The 20,564-nt window shown below is 36.2% G+C and carries 22 protein-coding genes; 11 read left to right on the top strand and 11 right to left on the bottom strand.

What is annotated here, in order from left to right:
- Positions 1–34: 34 nt before the first annotated feature.
- The 5 genes from F6K18_RS07775 to F6K18_RS07795 all read left to right on the top strand — a co-directional run bounded on the left by F6K18_RS07775 (position 35) and on the right by F6K18_RS07795 (position 2,747).
- Positions 35–523, top strand: a complete 489-nt coding sequence (locus F6K18_RS07775; RefSeq protein WP_287519890.1) for a bleomycin hydrolase — start codon at positions 35–37, stop codon at positions 521–523.
- A 149-nt stretch (positions 524–672) separates the two neighbouring features.
- Positions 673–963 carry an ankyrin repeat domain-containing protein gene (locus F6K18_RS07780; protein WP_287519891.1) on the top strand — a complete coding sequence of 97 codons (291 nt, stop codon included), beginning with the start codon at positions 673–675 and terminating at the stop codon, positions 961–963.
- 290 nt (positions 964–1,253) lie between these two features.
- Entirely contained in the window at positions 1,254–1,538 is a 285-nt protein-coding gene (locus F6K18_RS07785) for a CpcT/CpeT family chromophore lyase (protein WP_287519893.1), read from the top strand.
- A gap of 83 nt (positions 1,539–1,621) precedes the next feature.
- Positions 1,622–1,777 carry a CpcT/CpeT family chromophore lyase gene (locus tag F6K18_RS07790; protein ID WP_287519895.1) on the top strand — a complete coding sequence of 52 codons (156 nt, stop codon included), beginning with the start codon at positions 1,622–1,624 and terminating at the stop codon, positions 1,775–1,777.
- Between the two features lie 43 nt (positions 1,778–1,820).
- Positions 1,821–2,747 (top strand): HEAT repeat domain-containing protein, encoded by a 927-nt coding sequence (locus F6K18_RS07795; protein WP_287519897.1) that lies wholly within the window; start codon positions 1,821–1,823, stop codon positions 2,745–2,747.
- 229 nt (positions 2,748–2,976) lie between these two features.
- Here F6K18_RS07795 and F6K18_RS07800 read toward each other — a convergent pair whose 3' ends face one another.
- The 5 genes from F6K18_RS07800 to F6K18_RS07820 all read right to left on the bottom strand — a co-directional run bounded on the left by F6K18_RS07800 (position 2,977) and on the right by F6K18_RS07820 (position 6,780).
- Entirely contained in the window at positions 2,977–3,588 is a 612-nt protein-coding gene (locus tag F6K18_RS07800) for a HEAT repeat domain-containing protein (RefSeq protein WP_287519899.1), read from the bottom strand.
- Between the two features lie 143 nt (positions 3,589–3,731).
- Positions 3,732–4,223 (bottom strand): transposase, encoded by a 492-nt coding sequence (locus F6K18_RS07805; RefSeq protein WP_287519901.1) that lies wholly within the window; start codon positions 4,221–4,223, stop codon positions 3,732–3,734.
- 936 nt (positions 4,224–5,159) lie between these two features.
- Complete coding sequence (locus F6K18_RS07810) at positions 5,160–5,426, bottom strand: transposase (protein ID WP_287519903.1); 267 nt, start codon at positions 5,424–5,426, stop codon at positions 5,160–5,162.
- Between the two features lie 823 nt (positions 5,427–6,249).
- Entirely contained in the window at positions 6,250–6,390 is a 141-nt protein-coding gene (locus F6K18_RS07815; RefSeq protein ID WP_287519905.1) for a hypothetical protein, read from the bottom strand.
- A 60-nt stretch (positions 6,391–6,450) separates the two neighbouring features.
- On the bottom strand, positions 6,451–6,780 hold the full coding sequence (locus F6K18_RS07820) for a thioredoxin family protein (protein WP_287519906.1): 330 nt from the start codon (positions 6,778–6,780) through the stop codon (positions 6,451–6,453).
- Positions 6,781–7,100: 320 nt separating this feature from the next.
- On the opposite strand from F6K18_RS07820, the gene glpX reads away from it, so the two are divergent.
- A complete protein-coding gene (gene glpX / locus F6K18_RS07825; protein WP_124146534.1) occupies positions 7,101–8,138 on the top strand; it encodes a class II fructose-bisphosphatase in 1,038 nt (345 codons plus the stop codon).
- A gap of 503 nt (positions 8,139–8,641) precedes the next feature.
- Positions 8,642–9,937 carry a glutamyl-tRNA reductase gene (locus F6K18_RS07830; protein WP_287519908.1) on the top strand — a complete coding sequence of 432 codons (1,296 nt, stop codon included), beginning with the start codon at positions 8,642–8,644 and terminating at the stop codon, positions 9,935–9,937.
- Between the two features lie 309 nt (positions 9,938–10,246).
- On the opposite strand, the gene F6K18_RS07835 is transcribed toward F6K18_RS07830, so the two are convergent.
- The 3 genes from F6K18_RS07835 to radA all read right to left on the bottom strand — a co-directional run bounded on the left by F6K18_RS07835 (position 10,247) and on the right by radA (position 13,522).
- Entirely contained in the window at positions 10,247–11,095 is an 849-nt protein-coding gene (locus F6K18_RS07835) for an EfeM/EfeO family lipoprotein (protein ID WP_287519909.1), read from the bottom strand.
- A 105-nt stretch (positions 11,096–11,200) separates the two neighbouring features.
- Positions 11,201–11,401: a hypothetical protein gene (locus F6K18_RS07840; protein ID WP_287519911.1), complete on the bottom strand. Its 201-nt coding sequence runs from the start codon at positions 11,399–11,401 to the stop codon at positions 11,201–11,203.
- Positions 11,402–11,965: 564 nt separating this feature from the next.
- Positions 11,966–13,522 (bottom strand): DNA repair protein RadA, encoded by a 1,557-nt coding sequence (radA, locus tag F6K18_RS07845; RefSeq protein WP_287519913.1) that lies wholly within the window; start codon positions 13,520–13,522, stop codon positions 11,966–11,968.
- A 164-nt stretch (positions 13,523–13,686) separates the two neighbouring features.
- Here radA and rpaB point away from each other — a divergent pair, with 164 nt between their 5' ends.
- The 4 genes from rpaB (at position 13,687) to F6K18_RS07865 (ending at position 16,812) form a co-directional block, all read left to right on the top strand.
- Positions 13,687–14,418: a response regulator transcription factor RpaB gene (gene rpaB, locus F6K18_RS07850; protein ID WP_287519915.1), complete on the top strand. Its 732-nt coding sequence runs from the start codon at positions 13,687–13,689 to the stop codon at positions 14,416–14,418.
- A gap of 988 nt (positions 14,419–15,406) precedes the next feature.
- The gene (locus F6K18_RS07855; protein WP_287519916.1) at positions 15,407–16,054 is read left to right on the top strand and encodes a cofactor assembly of complex C subunit B; all 648 of its coding nucleotides are present in this window, start codon (positions 15,407–15,409) and stop codon (positions 16,052–16,054) included.
- Between the two features lie 45 nt (positions 16,055–16,099).
- Entirely contained in the window at positions 16,100–16,630 is a 531-nt protein-coding gene (locus tag F6K18_RS07860; protein WP_287519956.1) for a DUF456 domain-containing protein, read from the top strand.
- Positions 16,631–16,668: 38 nt separating this feature from the next.
- On the top strand, positions 16,669–16,812 hold the full coding sequence (locus F6K18_RS07865; protein WP_353735025.1) for a hypothetical protein: 144 nt from the start codon (positions 16,669–16,671) through the stop codon (positions 16,810–16,812).
- Between the two features lie 3 nt (positions 16,813–16,815).
- Here F6K18_RS07865 and F6K18_RS07870 read toward each other — a convergent pair whose 3' ends face one another.
- The 3 genes from F6K18_RS07870 to F6K18_RS07880 all read right to left on the bottom strand — a co-directional run bounded on the left by F6K18_RS07870 (position 16,816) and on the right by F6K18_RS07880 (position 20,402).
- Positions 16,816–17,241 (bottom strand): hypothetical protein, encoded by a 426-nt coding sequence (locus F6K18_RS07870; protein WP_287519917.1) that lies wholly within the window; start codon positions 17,239–17,241, stop codon positions 16,816–16,818.
- Between the two features lie 1,212 nt (positions 17,242–18,453).
- On the bottom strand, positions 18,454–19,527 hold the full coding sequence (rfbB, locus tag F6K18_RS07875; RefSeq protein ID WP_287519918.1) for a dTDP-glucose 4,6-dehydratase: 1,074 nt from the start codon (positions 19,525–19,527) through the stop codon (positions 18,454–18,456).
- 104 nt (positions 19,528–19,631) lie between these two features.
- Positions 19,632–20,402: a sulfotransferase family 2 domain-containing protein gene (locus F6K18_RS07880; RefSeq protein ID WP_287519920.1), complete on the bottom strand. Its 771-nt coding sequence runs from the start codon at positions 20,400–20,402 to the stop codon at positions 19,632–19,634.
- Between the last annotated feature and the right edge of the window lie 162 nt (positions 20,403–20,564).

Consider the following 20,564-nt stretch of genomic DNA (forward strand, 5'->3'; position numbering starts at 1 on the left):
TTTTGCTTTATCAATTTTAAGGAGAATCTCAATAATGAAATCAGTTGTAACCACAGCTATTGCATCTGCTGATTTAGGTGGTCGTTATCCTAGTAGTTCTGACTTAGAGTCAGTTCAAGGTAGTTTACAACGTGGAGCAGCTCGTTTGGAAGCAGCAGAAAAATTAGCTGCTAACTATGATGCTGTTGCTCAAGAAGCTGTTGACGCAATTTATGCCAAGTACCCCAATGGAAGTGGTAAAGATATTGGTGAAGATGTACAAAAATCTAAGTGTAAGCGTGATATCGTTCACTACTTACGTCTAATAAACTATTGTTTAGTTGTTGGTGGTACAGGTCCAGTTGACGAATGGGGTATTGCAGGTGCTCGTGAAGTTTATAAATCATTAGGAATTAGCACTGATACTTATGTGACAGGTTTAGCTAAAATCCGCGATCGCGTTTGTCCTGGTCGTGATATGTCTGGTCAAGCAGCAACTGAATTAACTGCTTACCTAGATTACGTTATTAATGCTATGTCCTAGTAATAGGTTGGTCTCAAATGACAATAAAATAACGAATCTTAATCGGGTAAGGTATTCTATGACTGATTGTTGGACTAAGTAGTCTAACTAACGGGCATAGATCCCTTGCTCATTTTTATTGTAAATACTGATTTTGATTGTGAAAACTTATGAGTGACGTTAATGAATCCCTCTTAGAAGCAAGTAAGAAGGGTAATTTAGAATTAGTCCAATCTTTAATCGAGCAAGGTGCTGATGTCAATGTAAAAGACAAGGAAAATGCAACTTGTTTAATGAGGGCAGTATCACGCAACTACCAAGAAGTAGTCAAGGTCTTGTTGAAGAAAGGGGCAGATGTCAATGCAGTAAATGATTGGGGTTATACTCCTTTAAAATATACCCAAAAACTTAATTTAAAAGAAATGGAACAGATACTTCGGGATGCTGGTGCCACCGATTAGGATTAATCAACAGAACAGGCCAAATGCATTATTTATGGGAAGAAATGTAAAATTATTCAATTCTTAACAATGAACAGTCCCTTTCTTAACTTATTTCCAGGATTAACAGAAGAAAAAGTGATTGAACTATTAGAAACACCATTTGGCTAATTCAAGCTAAGGCCCAAAGCTCCAAGCGAGAAATTTTATCTCAACTGAGTTAATTCATCAATTATTTATGGTAACTACAGATATATATCAACAACTAAAAAATAAAAATCCTGTTTTACGATAAAGAGCGATGAGCAAAATTGTCGAAGAACCAATTCGCATCTTTTTCCGTCCCCTACCTTACGATTTTTTTTGGCGGGATAGGTTTTTACTGTGAGCAAATATACGATCATAATCCTTGGCATCCTCATCATCAAAATGTACAAAGAATTATACCTCAAGGAGATAATGTTAGGGTTGAAAATTATGCCCTAAAAGACCCAGATTTGCATACAGGGGCAGGACAAGATTTAGAAATTCTGGCAACTGTTACTTCTGATTGTATTGAACTGCATGAAGGGTGTACGATTATTTTCAAACGTTAAGGAGATAAATTTGTAGGGGAAGTTGAACCAGCTAATAAGTGTTTAATTCCTCGTCGGATGGTTCAATGACTTAAGTGAGCGAAGTGGAAGTTACTCAAAACACATGGATTAGCAGAGATACAGGGTATGATGTAAATACTCACGAAAAAGCCTGGGGGTCAACTAGCGGTCTGTTAAAATTTGATAAGCTCCAAGATTTTTCTGATGAACTTCCTGATATTGCTATGGGGGTTTTTTAGTATATTTTAATTATTGAGTTGTAATAATTATTATAGTTTTTCCATGTCTCCAGAACAAACAGATACTTTTTTAGCAGAACCTAGACAAGAAGCAGTCCAAAATACTTTGTCTCCAGAAGAAATAGATACTTTTCTAGCAGAAACTAGGCAAGAAGCAATCCAAAAAACTTTTGACACAAATGATCGCCAAAGGTTAAAACTTATGGTAGAATGCTTGGGCGATTCGCGGGGAATGGTCCGCTTGGGCTTTGCTGAGACTCTTGGACAAATTGGCAAACCAGCTACTCCTTTCTTAACTGAAGCTCTCCTGAATCACTCTAATCCTGTTGTGCGACGAGCTAGTGCCAAAACTTTGACTTTAATTGCCGATCCAGATACAGTTTCTCCCCTAGTCCATGCCCTACTTAATGATGAAGATACAGTGGTTAAAGGATCGTCAGTTGGCGCTCTCGCTCGGATAGGGGAATCTGCTGCCCCTGTTTTGTTAGAAATTTTAGGGTCTACAGAATATCCAGAAAGCACTAAAGGTCATGCAGCTTGGGCTTTGGCATTTATTGGACCTGAAGCAAAAGAGCATTTGTATCGGGAAATTAATTCTGAAAAGGTGGCAATTAGGTCTGCTGTAGTAGGGGCGATCGCCAAAATTGCCCAAGATTCAGGGGAACAAGAGGCTCTGAATATTTTACTGACTGCCCTAAGAGATTCATCTGAAATAGTACGCACTGAAGCAGCAGCTGTCCTGGGAAATTTAGCTCACAAACCAGCAGTTCCCTATTTGATAGAGTTACTGAATCATCCTACTAGCGGTGAAACTCGTAAGGCAGCAGCTCTATCTTTGATGAAAATTCGTTCCCATAGTGCTTTAGTTCCGTTACAAACAGCATGGGAACAGGAATCAAAAGCAAATATCAAGCAGATTATTAAATTGGCAATTACTCAACTAGAGAGCATTGACTTAATCAAAGAATAACGATATATTAAGACGCACTCAAGAGGTGCGGTCGGCTTGACCGTTAATGCCTGTGGACGGAGTGCTGCCGACAGTTCCGTAAGAAGCAGGAAGTAAACATCAATTCGTCACTGTTTATGACGTTTTGTATCATTTTTATGAAGCAGACAATCATCAGAAAACTATTGATTGGGAATAGCTAAATATTAAGTAAGCTTAAATTGGCTGAAGCACAGTAGCTTTAGCCTTTTTAACTTCGGTTAGGTTTGAAATTCAACATATCCAAGCGGGATAAAGCACTGATGGCTGTCTCCCGTACATAGGTGTCAGCAGAGGTATCATTGGCTAATTTGGTTAAGACTGCTTTAGAGCGTTCGTCATTAATAGAGCTAACAGCATTGAGAATTGCCACTGCCAAGCCCAAGTTATCAGTTCCATCTAGGACTTCCAACAAGCTATCTAAAGCAGGCACACCAATGACTCCTAAAGCCATTGCTGAGGCAATATGAACAACGGGATTGGTATCGCTGAGTCCTTTTTTTAGGCCTTCAATTCCTTCAGATGGGAAAGGAACATTCTTATAGTTAATAGCTACCTGAGCTAGAGCTTTAGCACAACTGCTCCTAATTGTTGAATTATCACTGTTGAGCAACGAATCGACTAAAAATGGCACAGTATCTGTCCCGATCGCTCCGAGTGCCTTAACTGCTGCCCGTCGATAGACGGTATCTTCTTCTGCCAAAACTTCCATCAAGTTAGGAATGGTAGTTTCATCACAAGTTTCGACTATTTCCCACATTGCTCGATCACGCAAGTGAGGGTTAGGGTGTTTTAGTTTCTCAAATAAAGAGGATTGTGTCATCACTTCATCACTTTATGAGTAGTTTGACAAATTATAAGTATACCTTAATTGATTGTAATATGAAATACGAAAAATTATGCTACAGATAAAGCTTCTAAAATAAAGTCCCATCCCGTCACGGATTTAATGGTTTGTGGAGTTAACTACTGTAAGACTTGAGATAGTAGATTCCTTAAACTGTCGAGGTTCTCAAACAGTTCCCACTTCAATTGCTTTTTAATTTCTTTGCATAATTTTTCAATCGGATTAACTTGTGGACTGTAGGGAGGTTGAAATAAAAGGATAACATTCTCAGGAATTTCTAATTTTGACCAAGTATGTAACCGTCCATTATCTAGTTGAATTATATGTAGTTCGGCTGGATAGTTTTGAGCAAACCACTTCAGGTACTGCTGAAAGCAAACCCCATCTACATGAGAAAATTCTGCAAAAAAGCTTTCTCCAGTTTCAGGCTCGACGAAGCCATATAACCAGAGATAATCGAAGCACCATTGCTCTATTGCTACAGGTTGGACTCCTCTAGATGTCAGTTTTCTTGCCCATAATGTGATTAAGCCTAATCTCGACTCATGAGGGTCTGTCTGCGTGGGTCTCCCGCGCAGTTTATACGCCCCGTACCCACACCAGTAACTCACCTTTTTATCTCAGGGGGTGACAAGCACCTCAAAACTATTGTGGGGCAATAGTTTCAATGATTATACCTCTGTATAAAATCTGGATTTTTCCTCAATAATAATGATCATCATTTTTAGAGAAGGGGTTGGCACGTGGAGCCTACCAATCCCTTCTCCCCCAATTCAAGTTGATTTTTATCTCAATTGTTGATGGTAGCCATCACTCACATTTTATGTTAGAAAAAGTCGATCCACTTACATAAATAGACCAACCAAATGCAATTTTTATCATTGTATGAGTCATATTTTAAACAATCCTGGAGTGATACTCAAGTCCAAGCTTTAAAAATTTTAGTTTGGTGATTAACGGTACAGAAAACTGTCAAAATAGAAAGGCATTTCTGGTTGTTTTCCTTTAGCGATCACATATGAAAGTCGTCGAAAACATATACAAAGATTTTTAATACCAATTTCAAAAAATATTGTTACAATAGAATAGGTATAAAATTATTAAGCGATCGCAAATACTCTGTGGCGATCGCTTAACTACCAAAAACCAAAATAACCATACAAAAACTACCCATCCTTGCTATAGAGTCAGGAGAGGTTTCAATTGCTGATTAATCAGGTTGTTCAGGAAAAAATTTATGAATTGCGATGGAAAACTTGCAGAACTTTAATGGCTAGAAAATAGTCAGATAAATGCAATTGAACATTACTACAGTCACAAAATAAGGAATAGGGAAGTAGATTACGAAAATCGAAAAAAAAGGCTGAAACTTAAGAATATATGCCAGATATCAACTAGGTGACTGTAGACATAAACTATGCACTAAGATGTCAAACCTAGGAGTAAATTAGGGATGAAATTCCAGCCTTTAATAAAGCCTTTAAAATGACATCCCATCCCCCTAGAGATTCTATTGTTTGTGAAGTTAATCCTGTAATTATAGATGTCTACCTTTTCCTGAGCTGCTCTAAATTCTCAAATATTTCCCATTTTAATTTTCTTTTTATTTCTAACCATAATCTTTCGATAGGGTTTAATTCTGGAGAGTAAGGAGGTTGAAATAAAAAAATTATGTTCTCAGGAATTGACATATTTAAACTTTGATGTAGAGGCCTATTGTCTAATTGAATAATATGTAAATCATCAGGATATTTTTCGGCAAACAACTCCAAATATTTTTCCATACACACTGTGTCGTTTAGGGCTAAATTCATAGAAAAAACTCTCTCCTGTTTTAGGTTCTATCAAACCATAAAGCCACAAATACTTAAACAGCCATTGGTATTTCCCTATGGGTTTAATACCCATTCCTGTTCATAATTTACCAGTGATAGTTTTCAGGCCAATTCTTGTTTTCCTACGGAATGCTACGCAAACGTCTTCACACCAATATCTAATTTTCTCAGCTCTTAAATTTTGTTTTTCCTTAATTGTTATTTTTTTTAAGATTTTCTTTCTCTAGTTTTTTTTAACTCTTCAAATCTGTCAATGTTAAATAATATTTAATTATTTACCCGAAACCTCTTACCATTCATCCCATTCATCTGATTATTAAAAAAAAAATTTTAATTGGCTTACATAAATGTTCTGAGCACAATTTAATTGAAAAATCAATCAACTTACTGTGATGGTGTGGGTTCGCGATCGCGAACCCATCACCCTCACCAATAATGATGATTATCTTCACAAATTCTCTCAAATTTTAACACTCACCTATAGCCTTTAAACCCCTATCTAAAAATGTTTTTGAAGTGCTTGTCACCCCGTGAGCTTATAATATTTAAAATTTATTAAGTTCTCAGGTGCAATGGCATTTTCTGTTGATGCCCACATTATGAATATAATTTAGAACTAGGATAAAATCTATCTGCTATGACTAATTGACTGCTATACTATTTACACTGATAGCTTCTTACACTGATAGCTTCCTGGTACAACAATCTCATCTTCAGTAATTTGCTAAATTAAAGCAGAAGTAGTATTTCCCAAATCATCGGTATCATAAGTACCATAATGGAAAGCTTGCCAGATATAACTTCAGGCAATTTCTCCATTGGGAGGGATGTTTTCAAAGGAGACTTCGATTTGCCGAGAATCAGCATCTGAAGCATTAGGCATAGCAAAACCAAGGACACATATAATACTAATAATTGAACTGACCAAGGTTTTGATTTTCATAAAACACTCCTTCAAATAATTGTTTAATCTGTGAACTCCTAAAGATAACAAAGACCTAATTCAATTTAAATAAGGTTCTAACTTATCGATTAACTGTTGTTTTGTCATAGCTCCTTCATCGGACAGTAATAATTCTTGATTCTGAAATAGTCTAAAGGCTGGGACTCCTTCCACCTGATATTGCTTCACAATTTTAGACTTAGGATCGACCTCCATTTTCACTACTTTGAGGCGATCGCTATATTCAGTGGCCACTTTTTCTATTAAAGGGGACATTAACCTACATGGGCCACACCAAGTAGCCCAAAAATAAGCTAATACAAGCTTTTCTGACTTGAGGATTTCAGTTTCAAACTGAGAATCATTAATTACAATAACGTTACTACTCACGTTTTTTCCGTTCCATAATTTGCTGACATTTTTTCACAAATGTTGTGGCTATTTATTTTATCAGAATTTGAGTAGGTCAAACTAAATATTTAAGATAACTGAAGCTAGTAAATTTCCCAAACCATCGCTTTCCCTATATCAATCCTTATTTTTAACTTATGTCTTTGTTTCTTTGACTAATGACTGTTTACTATCTGCAATAAAACTTTACATCCTAGATTCCGCACAAAGTCCTAACCTGAACCCTGGCTCTGATAGACTTTAACACTGGGAGAGCTAAATAAAAAAGTTTTCCTCAGCAGTTGGGAGGATAAAAATTCGTGGATAACGTAATTGGTTTAGAAATTATCGAAGTAGTAGAGCAAGCAGCGATCGCCTCTGCTCGTTGGATGGGAAAAGGTGAGAAAAATACTGCAGACCAAGTAGCTGTAGAAGCTATGCGGAAACGCATGAACCAAATTCATATGCGGGGCCGCATCGTGATTGGAGAAGGGGAGCGAGATGAAGCGCCCATGCTCTACATTGGGGAACAAGTAGGAATTTGTACTCAACCTAATGCCAGTGAGGTCTGTGACATAGAACAGCTAGTCGAGATTGACATAGCAGTTGACCCTTGCGAAGGAACAAACCTAGTTGCCTATGGTCAAAATGGTTCTATGGCAGTATTAGCTATTTCTGAAAAAGGTGGTCTATTAGCAGCACCAGATGTTTATATGAAAAAATTAGCAGCACCAGCAGTAGCTAAAAATCATGTAGATATAAACAAATCTGCTACTGAAAACCTCAAGATTATTTCAGACTGCATGGAACGTGCTGTTGACGAATTGGTCGTTGTAGTCATGGATCGCCCCCGTCATAAAGACCTAATTAATGAAATTCGTCAAGCAGGTGCCAGAGTTCGTCTAATTAGTGATGGTGACGTTTCTGCAGCAATTTCCTGTGCATTTTCTGGAACAAATATCCATGCTTTAATGGGTATTGGTGCAGCGCCAGAGGGAGTAATTTCTGCAGCAGCTATGCGTGCTTTAGGAGGCCATTTCCAAGGACAACTGATTTATGACCCAGCTATTGTCAAAACTGGTTTGATTGGAGAAAGCAAAGAAGATAACATGAAGCGACTCAAGGATATGGGTGTTGAAGATCCAGACAAAGTTTACAACGCTGAAGAGTTAGCTTCTGGAGAAACAGTGTTATTTGCAGCTTGTGGTATTACTCCTGGCACTCTGATGGAAGGAGTACGTTTCTTCCATAATGGTGCTCGTACCCAAAGTTTAGTTATTTCTTCTCAGTCAAAAACTGCTCGGTTCGTAGATACTGTGCATATGTTTGGAGAATCAAAAACACTGGAACTGAGATAGAAATTGATAAGCATTCAGCTATTAGTAGTTAACATTCAGCTTTTTAATTAATCAAGCTAGTTGATGTATTTTATCGTACAGTTTATGGCTAATGTCTGATGGCTGAATGCTTAGATAAATAGTATTAGGTAAATGGGGCATTACAAAATATCTCTGTTGAAAAATGACCTTTGAAAAATTACTGCTAAACAGTCAAAATTCATGGCTCATATCAATCAGGATAACCAGGGAATTATTAAAGTTTTGGGGGTAGGTTTTAAATTAAATATTTAGGCGGAAAAGAACTAACCATATATTAAACCTCCCTCAGTTTTTTCACAATTCTAATGATCTTCTGAAACAATATAAATTTTTTAGGCCATTTATCTGTAAAAATGCGCTTAATAATTGTTTTTCAGACCTTATTACACTGAATATTAAGTGCAACTTTATGAATAAATGGTATTAGACCTCATTTTTTAATTTAATTAAAAATCACAACAAATTAACAAAAGAAAAATTACATGAATATCGCAGTTGTAGGACTTAGCCACAAAACAGCACCGGTTGAAGTTCGAGAAAAATTAAGTATTCCAGAAACACAAATAGAAAATGCCATTACTCAATTATGTGGTGGAACTTATACTCAAGAAGTTGGCATTCTTAGTACCTGTAATCGTTTAGAAATTTATGTAGTTACTAATGAAATGCAGCCTGGTATTCGAGAAGTAACTCAGTTTCTTTCTGACTCTAGTAAAATACCTTTAAATTTACTTCGTCCACACCTATTTATGTTGCTCCATGAAGATTCTATTATGCACTTAATGCGAGTTGCTGCTGGATTAGATAGTCTGGTATTAGGTGAAGGACAAATTTTAGCTCAGGTGAAACAAACTCATAAACTCGGACAACAATATAAAGGTATTGGGCGTATTCTTAATCGTTTATTTAAGCAAGCTGTAACTGCTGGAAAAAGGGTTCGGACAGAAACAAGTATTGGTACTGGTGCTGTTTCTATTAGTTCTGCAGCAGTAGAGTTAGCTCAGATGAAATTAGAGGATTTATCTAATTACCGAGTGGCTATTGTTGGTGCTGGTAAAATGTCAAAGTTATTGGTGCAACATTTATTAGCAAAAGGTGCAACTAATATATCAATTATTAATCGTTCTATCGGACGCGCTCAGGATTTAGCAAAAAGTTTTAAAGATGCAGATATAAATGTTTATTCTATGTCAGAAATGGGTCAGGTTATTGCTGATTCTGATTTAGTTTTTACTAGCACTGGTGCAACTGAACCGATTTTAGATAAGGCTAAATTGGAAGTAATTTTAGACCCTTTAAAACCTGTAATGTTAGTGGATATTTCTGTACCTCGTAATATTGCTACTGATGTGAGTGAATTGCCAAATGTTCGTTGTTTTAATGTAGATGATTTAAAGGCAGTTGTGGCTCAAAATCAAGAAAGTCGTCGGCAAATGGCTATGGAAGCTGAGGTTTTATTAGAGGAAGAAGTAGAAGCTTTTGATGTGTGGTGGAAAAGTTTAGAAACGGTTCCGACTATTAATTCTTTACGACAAAAAATAGAGACTATTAGGGAACAGGAATTGGAAAAAGCTTTATCTCGGTTGGGGTCAGAATTTGCGGAAAAACATCAAGAGGTAATTGAGGCTTTGACTAGGGGTATTGTGAATAAAATTTTACATGACCCTATGGTGCAGTTACGGGCACAACAGGATATTGAGGCGAGGCGTCATGCGATGCAGACTTTACAACTTTTGTTTAATTTAGAACAAGAAATTAGTTCTGGTAAGGCTGTTTAGTTAGTTGGTGGATTTGTTAAGTAGGGTGTGCGTGGCGTACCCTATCTTCCGCGTATTTTTTACGTTGAATAAAAAATCATGCGTTTGTAAAAGTAGGGAACAGGGAAGATTTTTTGAGGAAAAAAACACGGAAAATTATTTTGTGAGTAACTTTTACAACCCTAGTTTATAGTAAATAAAGGGTAAGTTTATTTTCTGGAAATGTCTAATAAAATAATTATCTCAAAAAAAGATTGTAGATATAGTTCTCCTTATAGGGGGAGGTTTTAAACCCATTTTTTCATTTAAATCCTCCCTACAACCATACATTTAAGAAAGGTTAAGAGCAGCACGAGCCTCAAGTAGTGCATCTCTGAATTGATAGCTAGCTTCAACGATTTTTCTTCGATCCTGATTGGTTAAAGAGCTGTAAGGAGTAGCTGCTACCTGGTTAGATTTGAAGAAAGGCGCGATCGCATTCATGCAAGCTTGATACCCTGCATCAACACGAGTAGCAATATTTTGATTCAATAAACTTGCGAAAGGTTTATATTGGCTGTAAATTCCTTCCCAATTATTCTTGAAAATCAGCAGGCTTTGGTCAGACCAAGTTTCTTCTTCGCTGGAAATTTTCTTGGCCGGAACTTCTGTAGCGACAGCAATCATACCTTCAAAATTAGAAGCTGCACTGAAGTTACTCGGATCGTTGAGTTTGTTGATTAGTGAACGAATACTTGCAACTAATTCTTCACTGTAGGGAATTGCTGCTTTTAAATTCCCATCTCGGTACAAAAATCCTTCTATACGATGAAAACCTTTGAAGTCCGGAGATTCTTCTCCATCATCAAAAGCATAAGGACGAGCATCTATATCAGAATCTTCTTGTTCAAAACTACCTGCAAATACTTCTATTTGTTCGTAAGGAGGACGTGCTTCAACATAAGTAGCTTTAGCTTTCTCAAGGTCTCCACTCTTGATAGCTGCGACTAAAGTTTCAGCTAAGGAGAGTTGCTCATTGGCTAATTTGCGAAAGTATTGCAAACCTTCTTCAACTTCTTGATTATAGGAAGGGGGTGTCTGGGCTAGACTCAGATCATCTAGTCTAGGAAAACTCAGGAGACTAGCCAGTAGGAACACTGACAAAGTAGTTAGAATAAATTTTCTACTAAGAATCTTCATAATTAAAATTTATTTGCAATATATTCTAAAATGTCAAGGTACTATATCATAATTTGTACTAATGTCAATTAGCTTGACAAATTCGGGAGTATGCCAAATGGATGGCTATATCAATTCCTCAATATTTTTCTTATTGATTTTCCACATCTCCTCTTCTTCCCAAATCCATCTACTGTCAACCCGCTCCACTGTACCGTCAAAATTAAATACAGTTACTGTTGCTAAAGTCTCAATCCACACAGTGGCTCCACAACTATGAGGCTTATCCGGTCGATAAACAATCCGACAAGGACCATTAATCTCCACTTCGTGACCCTTACTTAAAATCTCAGAGCCACGTTGAGCAGAAAGTACATATTCACATTTGGCTTGAGGATCGACCTTTTTGAGTTTTCGATTTTTCTCTATATTAGGTCGATTGAAATGAATTGTATTTTTGCCGCAGTGGCGACGAGGATACCAATTGGGTTTAGGGCCACGTTTTCTCCCAGAGACTCTTGGTTTTCCTTTGTACAGAGGAATTCCCCAAGTCCGACCATTAATTTTCCGAGCGCCTTGAATCCGACCTTCCTTGAGTAAAACTCGGACTCGTTGAGCAGAAATACTTAATTAATATAGAAGCAGCTTCAGTAGTGCCAACAAACATAATTTTTAACTATTGCGTATGTCAGAATAATAATGTACAGGCTTTCTTGATTAGAGTTATCGCTAAATAAAGGGAAAAAATCACTCTAAGCTAGACAGAGCAATAATTCCAAGCATTTTTGCCATCCAATAGCTACAATCTTTACAGAACAAGGTTTTTGGGATTTTTTTAAGTTATAAAGCGACAAGTCTATTGATTGAACAAAGGTTTAACAAAAAAAATCCTCAATTCTCCATGGTCGGAGGTTGCGCTGGAATAGCAGCAATAATCGCATCAATCACCTTAGCAATAGGCAATATTTGCATTCCTAAATCTGGCGTTTGTTGACCTTTCGGAATAATGGCCCTCTTAAAACCTAACTTCGCAGCCTCTCTCAACCTTAATTCCAACTGAGATACAGGTCGCACCTGGCCACCTAAACCAACCTCTCCCAGCAAAATAATCCTGGGGTCAACTACCCGGTCGCGAAAACTAGCCACTACTGCAATAGCAACTCCCAAGTCTGCAGCAGGTTCTTCTACACTCAAACCCCCCACAGTCGCCACATAAGTATCCAACTTAGATAAAGGAATGCCCACCCGTTTTTCCAACACTGCCAAAATCTGTTGCAACCTACCACTATCAATTCCAGTAGTAGAACGTCGAGGCGCACCATGACTCGCCGGACTTACTAAAGCTTGAATCTCTACAACTATTGGGCGAGTACCTTCCATCGATACAACTGTAGAAGTTCCAGAAGAATACTCATCCCTACTTCCTAAAAATAACTCTGAGGGATTCAATATCTCTTTTAAACCATTTGCCACCATTTCAAACACTCCAATTTCGTGAGTAGCGCCGAAACGATTTTTCATAGAGCGCAATAGACGGTGGGAGGCAAAGCGATCGCCCTCAAAATACAAAACCGTATCTACCAAATGTTCTAAAACACGGGGACCTGCTAAAGCACCATCTTTAGTAACATGACCGACTATTAATAAAGTAATATTTTCCCGCTTTGCTACTTGCATTAATGCGGAAGTACATTCCCTCACCTGAGCAACTGAACCAGGAGCGGAAGTCAGCGAAGCAAAATAAATTGTTTGAATACTGTCAATCACAGCAAGATATGGTTTGAGAGATTCCAACTCTCTCAAAATTACTTCTAAATCTGTTTCTGGCAATAAAAATAAATTTTCGTGAGAATCTGTAGTGGAATCTTTTATAGTTTCAGAATTGCTATTACTTTCTTTATTTTCATTTGAGGATAAATTTTCATCCATCTCAACATTTGAAACATTATCCTTATCCTCTTCCTCTGCTTCTACTTCATTGAGATTAACAATTAAACGTTGCGAACGTAATTTAACCTGTTGTCCAGACTCTTCCGCTGATACATACAAAACCCTACATCTACTAGACAACTGATTCGCCACCTGTAACAAAAGGGTAGATTTACCAATACCAGGTTCTCCACCAATCAAAACCAAGGAACCAGGAACAATTCCACCACCAAGCACTCTGTCTAACTCTTCAAACCCAGAAGGCATTCTGGACAAACTTTGGTCAGAAATCTGGGATAATAGAAAAGATGCCCTTGGTTGACCGGAAGACTTATCTGATTCAGATGCTTGACTGCCGCCAATATCAGTCAGTCCCAATCTTTGTAGAGCAGCAGTAGTTGATTTTTCTATCTCTTCTATAAAAGAATTCCAAGTATTACAGCTAGGACATTTGCCCAAAAATTGGGTAGACTCATATCCACATTCTCCACAAACATACTTTATTTTCTGTTTTGGCATTTCTTAAAATAATTTAATATTCACTCGTAAATATAAAAAAGCCTAAAGTGTCAATCATCCTAAGCTAATAAGTAATAGATAATAGTAATTTCTGTTGTTATTTTGATGATAGAGTTAAGAAAATTAATATAATTATAAATCTAAATGAAGGAGTGTTAGGAAAAGTGGAAAATCATAAAGAAAAAATATTGGTTGTTGATGATGAGGCAAGTATCCGTCGTATTTTAGAAACTCGGCTGTCGATGATTGGTTATGATGTTGTCACTGCTGCTGATGGAGAGGAAGCTTTAGTAACTTTTCACAATGCTGAACCCGATCTGGTAGTATTAGATGTGATGATGCCAAAATTAGATGGTTATGGTGTATGTCAGGAGTTGCGAAAAGAATCTGATATTCCCATAATTATGCTAACTGCTTTGGGAGATGTTGCAGATCGAATTACAGGTTTAGAGTTAGGTGCTGATGACTATGTTGTTAAGCCTTTTTCTCCAAAAGAATTAGAAGCAAGAATTCGTTCTGTATTACGTCGAGTTGATAAAAATGGTGCTTCTGGCATTCCTAGTTCTGGTGTTATTCAGGTCAGCAGTATTAGAATTGATACGAATAAGCGTCAAGTTTACAAAGGAGATGAACGAATTAGACTTACTGGTATGGAGTTTAGTTTGTTGGAGTTGTTGGTAAGTCGTTCTGGAGAACCTTTTTCTCGGTCTGAGATTTTGCAGGAAGTTTGGGGTTATACTCCAGAGCGCCATGTAGATACGCGGGTAGTGGATGTTCATATTTCTCGGCTGAGGGCTAAGTTAGAGGAAGATCCAAGTAACCCAGAATTGATTTTAACTGCGCGGGGTACTGGTTATTTATTTCAACGTATTATTGAGCCTGGTGAAGTTGGTTGAAATATAGTTACAGTCAAATCAAAGCCTAAAAAATGGGTAGTCCTAAAGATTTCAGGATATTAGTTGCTACATTCCTTTAATTATAAGAAGGTAGACTATAAAAATCATTACTTGTTTAGTACTACTAAAAAATGCTAGTTATTCAGTAATTTTAAAAATTACCTTATCGGTATCTAAATTTATATTTTTCTTTACTGGTTTAATACCAATTCCTAAAAATAATGCTATTTTTATTGAATACTTCAGTTATTAAGTAATGATAATTGTTCATTAATTTTTTTAGCAATTATTTGTATAAAGTCAAGATATCTTATTCGTAATTTACCGAATAATTAAGGTTAAAAGCCTCTCCTTTAAAGGAGAAAAAAGAAAAAAAATTTATGCTCCGTGTCAGATAAAATCCGGTTAAATAACCTCACAATCAATAGCTTAAATCCTGATTATAAGGTTATTGGATATATGTGCAATTAGGCGGATTTGATATCAATCCTCTTCTTTTCAAGGAGAGATAGATAATAATTAATAATTAATAATTAATAATTAATTATTAATTGTTGAACTACTTTCTACTCTCTGCTTTCAAGAAGATGTAGCAAAAATGCGTGATATTTGGGTATAAGATTCCACACTTCAACTGCTGTGTCTAAAATTGCTTGGAGTTATCAGATACGAAGTGGCTTGTCAAAGACTATCTCAATCAACTTTTTCCTTCTTCAATAAATTTAATGAGTTAAATCATAGCTTTCAAAATTTATGTAGGGACTATATAGCAATCAGGAATAAGTTGTGAGAGTTGAGGTGTTCCTTAAAAGTATAGAATATAGCAGTTATCATATTCAGATGATAGATTTTTTTCTTCTTATCTGTTCCCTGTTCCCTAAAAGTTGCCAAGATCTCACAATTTAAATCATATTGCTATATATTCATATTTCTCAAATATAAACACTATATTTCAACCCTCTTTCTTTGGTAATTTATTCTTTAAAATATGACTCAATCAGACCAAAATCAAGTCTTACGAATGCTACCTATAATAGTAGGAGGATTAGGTGGCACTTTACTCATGGTTAATCGATTTTTTACCCCTACTATTTTAGCTTCTCAAGCTCGTTCTGATGTAGTAGGAGTAATTTTAAGTGCTTTTTTGATTTTAACTGGTTTACTTTGGCAACAGATACAACCACGTTCTCCTGATACTGTTCAATTAATTGGTGAATCAGGATTTGAACTATTGCCAGAATTATCTGACATAGCAAAAAATGAACTTGCCTGGGCTTCTAGTTTATTATTAACTAATACAATTACTAAAACTATTATTATTTGGTATCAAAATAAGGTCTTATTAAAAAGAGGAATTTTACCATCTCATTCACAAGTAGAACCGGGAGCTATTTTCAAGCAAGTTTTGAATAAACAAAAACCTATTTATTTAGTAGATTTAAAAGTTTATCCGGGTCGTATTGAATTTAATTATTTACCAGAAAATACTCAAGGTGTCATTTGTCAACCTATTGGTAAGAATGGTGTAATTATCTTAGGTGCAAATTCCCCTCGCAGTTATACGAAACAAGATGAAAATTGGATTTCAGGAATAGCAGATAAATTGACAGATACTTTATTGAGAGAAATTAACTAGAATCAATAATACAGGTTAATTTTTTTGATTTTAATTAATATGTTAATGGTAATTATTTATTGGCTTCTTATAATAGTTATGTTGGTCGGTGTTGCTGGTGCTGTAATTCCAGGTTTGCCCGGTTCTAGTTTGATTTTAGCAGCGATTTTAGTTTGGAGCTTGATTCAAAATTTTACTGGGGTGGGTTGGGCATTAGGAATGGCGATCGCCGTTCTGGTTTTGAGTACTTTGATAGATTTTCTAGCTACTTATTGGGGAGCAAAACAGTCAGGTGCTAGCAAATGGGGACAAATAGGTTGTTTCGTTGGTCTGGCACTAGGTTTTTTTGGTCTATTACCAGCTTTACCATTTGGCGGACCTTTATTAGGGATGTTGATTGGACCTTTTTTCGGAGCAGTTGTTGGAGAATTTTTATATCGTCAAGATTTAGAGTTTATTCAGAGGGCTAAATTATCTGTAAAAGCTGGAATAGGTATAGTGGTCGGCACAGTTGTGGGAAATATAATTCAAGGAATTTTAGCGATCGCCACTGTGATAGTTTTTCTTGTTTCAACTTGGCCGACCATTAACAGTTAGTTTTTAACAGATTAGGTATTCGGGGAGCTATAAGTCCCGTGCTCTACTCAACAGGGTGGGCGTCAAAAGTTGGAATAGGTATAGTGGTCGGCACAGTTGTGGGAAATATAATTCAAGGAATTTTAGCGATCGCCACTGTGATAGTTTTTCTTGTTTCAACTTGGCCGACCGTTAACAGTTAGTGGTTAAAAAGAATAAACTCTGCCAGTGGGAGAAATATAAACTGATTTATGGTCAGTTGCTTCTGAACCTGGTTTAACTCTCACCGTAACTGTATTACCCTCTGCACTATATTCATAAGTAAGTAAACTGTCATTATATATATTTACTGTGCCATAACCGTCAGGTATACTTTGCAAGTCAACTCTGATATTTTTACTTCTTCCTGCGGGCAAAATTCTTTCTACTTCTGGAATTAAGTTATAGTTGAGAGCTTTTCCAGTCTGATTTAAAATCTTTAGTATAATTGGTTGTTTTGAATCTGCTGCTTGAGCTTCTGGTTGCCAATATCCAGGTACATAAGTAGGAGCATTTTGAGATAAAACTTCTTTGGGATAAATTATGAAGCTTGAAGTTATTAATAATGTTGTGATTAGAGCAAATTTTTTCATTTTTCCTCTTGTTGTAATTTACAAAAAATCTAATACTTAATACTCCAAAATGTTTGCTTCGGTTATTTCTGAGCTAATCTTAACAACAATTTTTGAGATGCGAAGGTACTGCTTAAATAATATTTCTGTTACCAGAGCGAGTATTCCCTAAATTCTTTAAATTTTGTACTTCCAAGACTCGAAAACTGCTATTTATGAGATAACTTTAATAGCAATTTTTGAGATACTAAGGCACTGTTTAAAATCTCTCTGTTACCAGAGCAAGTATTCCCTAAATTCTGAAAACTTTGTACCTCCAATACTCTAAAACTAATGGATATAATAAATAATAGTTGTGCAAAATAAATTTTATTGTTGAAATTAGCAAAAGGGGGACGGCAGAATATGTAATTAATTTTGTCTCAGTACTTGGCAATCTTAAATGCTTTATCAAACATCTACCTAGACAATTTTTCAGCATTGCTAGAAAGACAAAGCTTCTCAACTTTTTATTGCAGCGAGGAAAAACTTTACCAAGAGATTTAATCTCAGAAAAAGCTCTATCTAAAGTATTTAGGGCTTGCTGATTAATTCTCAAATGATTGACATATAAAGACAAGTGCCTTTTAGGGATCGAATTGCAGTACCTGGTTTTTAGCTATTGATGCTCATGCTAGGAGCGTATTTTAGGCTCATAGTTGGGCAGAAAAATCACTCTTACAAAACTTAGCTCCTACCTCTTCGCTCATTCCTATTTCTCCTGTCTCCTGTCTCCTACAAAGAGCAAAAAGACTTTCCATACGCAAACCCTATTTAAAATTTGTGGTAAGACTTGAGCATTAACTGATTTTAATCTGGGATTAGTTTTCCCACGCTATTGTTAAGTTTTTTGCTTGATAATTGTAATTACAATCAGCTGCATCAGTAGAGACTTTGAAAGTCTTATTTCTGTTGCTGCTTTTCTAGTCCCTAATTCTCAGAAATTTTACCTACAACTCAAATAAAATTTCTATATAGCAGTCGAAGTAAAGATGAGGATATATCAAAAGCTGAAAATTCAGACAACGCCAGATTTTTCCTTCTACCTTCTGCTATGAAAGTAGTAACCTTGAAAACTCTACGACTAGACTAACTAATTGAGAATTAGGATAGTGGCTAGAAAAGACTACTTGCAGAAAATAGAAGAGCTAGTAGCTAATAATCAAAAAATATTACTAATTACCAATAACCAATTTAAGAGCTTGCATAAACTTTCTGATAATAAGCTTGATATTCTTCAGATAATAATGGCTCCCACCAATTTCGGTTATTCAAAAACCATTCTACTGTCTGACGCAACCCCTCTTCAACAGTTACTGAAGGTTGCCAACCTAACTCAGCTTTAATCTTTGTCGCATCAATAGCATAACGTCGGTCATGTCCTGGTCTATCCTTAACAAAAGTAATTAACTTTTCACAAGGTTGCACTGGTAAATCAGTTGCTAATTCATCCATAATTTGACACAACATTCGCACCAAATCAAGATTTTTCACCTCATTATTTCCACCAATATTATAAGTTTCTCCAGGTTTACCTTTGTGAATTACCGTATCTAATGCCCGACAATGATCTATCACATACAACCAATCTCTAATATTTTGCCCATCACCATAAACTGGCAATTGTTTTCCTAATAACATATTGATGCACATCAGAGGAATTAACTTCTCTGGAAAATGATAGGGTCCATAGTTATTAGAACAATTAGTAATAACTGTCGGGATACCATAAGTATGATAATAAGCTCTAGCCAGATGGTCACTTCCTGCTTTCGATGCAGAATAGGGACTATTTGGCGCATAAGGCGTGGTTTCTGTAAAAGCAGAATCTTCTGAGCTTAAACTACCGTAGACTTCATCAGTCGAAACATGGAGAAATATACACCTCCGGTCTGGATGTTGGGCAACAGTAGGATAATGACTTCTGAATGCTTCTAACAAAGTAAAAGTACCCACAACATTAGTTTGAACAAAAGCTGCAGGGCCAAGAATAGAGCGATCCACATGAGATTCTGCTGCAAAGTGGGCTACTGTATCTATATCCTCTTCCTGGAGTAACCTATCTACTAATGAGCGATCGCAAATATCTCCCTGGACAAAACGGAAATTTGGCAACTCTAGTAAATCAGCTAAAGTCTCCTTATTACCAGCGTAAGTCAGAGCATCCAATACAACTACTCGATGATTAGGATAGGTTTCACACCAATAATGGACAAAATTAGAACCTATAAATCCAGCACCCCCGGTCACCAATAATCTACTTTCCATAATTATCATCTCCTGAGAGCTTCTAATTCCAATTAAGTATCTATGCTAGATTAATTTAACATTTTGTCGAGCTATGTATGGAAGAAGAACTCGAATGTAGTGACCTAAGGCAGGTATCCAAACTTGTCGAAGTCTATTTTAAATTGCGAATATATATAGCTACGGTCTTCAGGGGTCAACTCAACACTTCTAGAAGCCGATTTATTTTCAAATTTTAGTTTACAACTTATTCCTAAATCTTGGCATAATTTCGGCCATTCAGACTCAATTTCTTCTAACTTAATGACCCGATCGACTATAAGGTTCTGGTGATCGCGGTCTGATAGCCATGTCCATTGAGTGCGAAAGGAATTATCTTTCATAAGAAAAGGATGACGAATAAACTCAGAAAAGTTGGCAGTATCTAAATAAGCTTTGATATCAGGCCATTTCAGTAGCCAGAGAGTATTTTTAAAGTATTGACTATTAACTTTAGCACCCAAATATTTAATTTGAGATTTAATGCGCTGGGGAATATAAGCTAATGTTTCTTTGTTTGAATGGTGCAAAATTCCTGTGCCAAAAAAACTAGATAATTTTTTTTCGCTATAGGTATAGATAGAAACAATTCTGCGATAGGGATTTCTGACAACACCAAATGTGAAAAATTGCTCCCACTTTTCCTTTCCGACTAAATCTTGGATTTCTATCCCTAAGGAATGTTTACTTACGCCAAATTTTTTTTGATAAATCTGTAGTAATTTCTCACCATATTTAGTTCCACCTATAACAATGTCGTTATACTTCAGATGTTCTTCTAGAGGTAGTGCTACGCTAGTTCCTCCATTTTTGGGAATATGAATAAAGATAAATTTATCATTCTCAGAAATAATCATTTGGCTAATCTCTATCGACGATAAATTTGGGGTTGCACATTATGGAATGATATTGCCAAAAATTAGTTTAGACTTTGACTAAAAATAACCATTAATTAATCATTCTGGCAATTGATTAATCCACAATCCAATTCAATCAAAAATCTCAAATCATTCGTCGCT

Source organism: Okeania sp. SIO2C2, from assembly GCF_010692625.1.
In the GTDB taxonomy this organism is placed as follows: domain Bacteria; phylum Cyanobacteriota; class Cyanobacteriia; order Cyanobacteriales; family Microcoleaceae; genus Okeania; species Okeania hirsuta.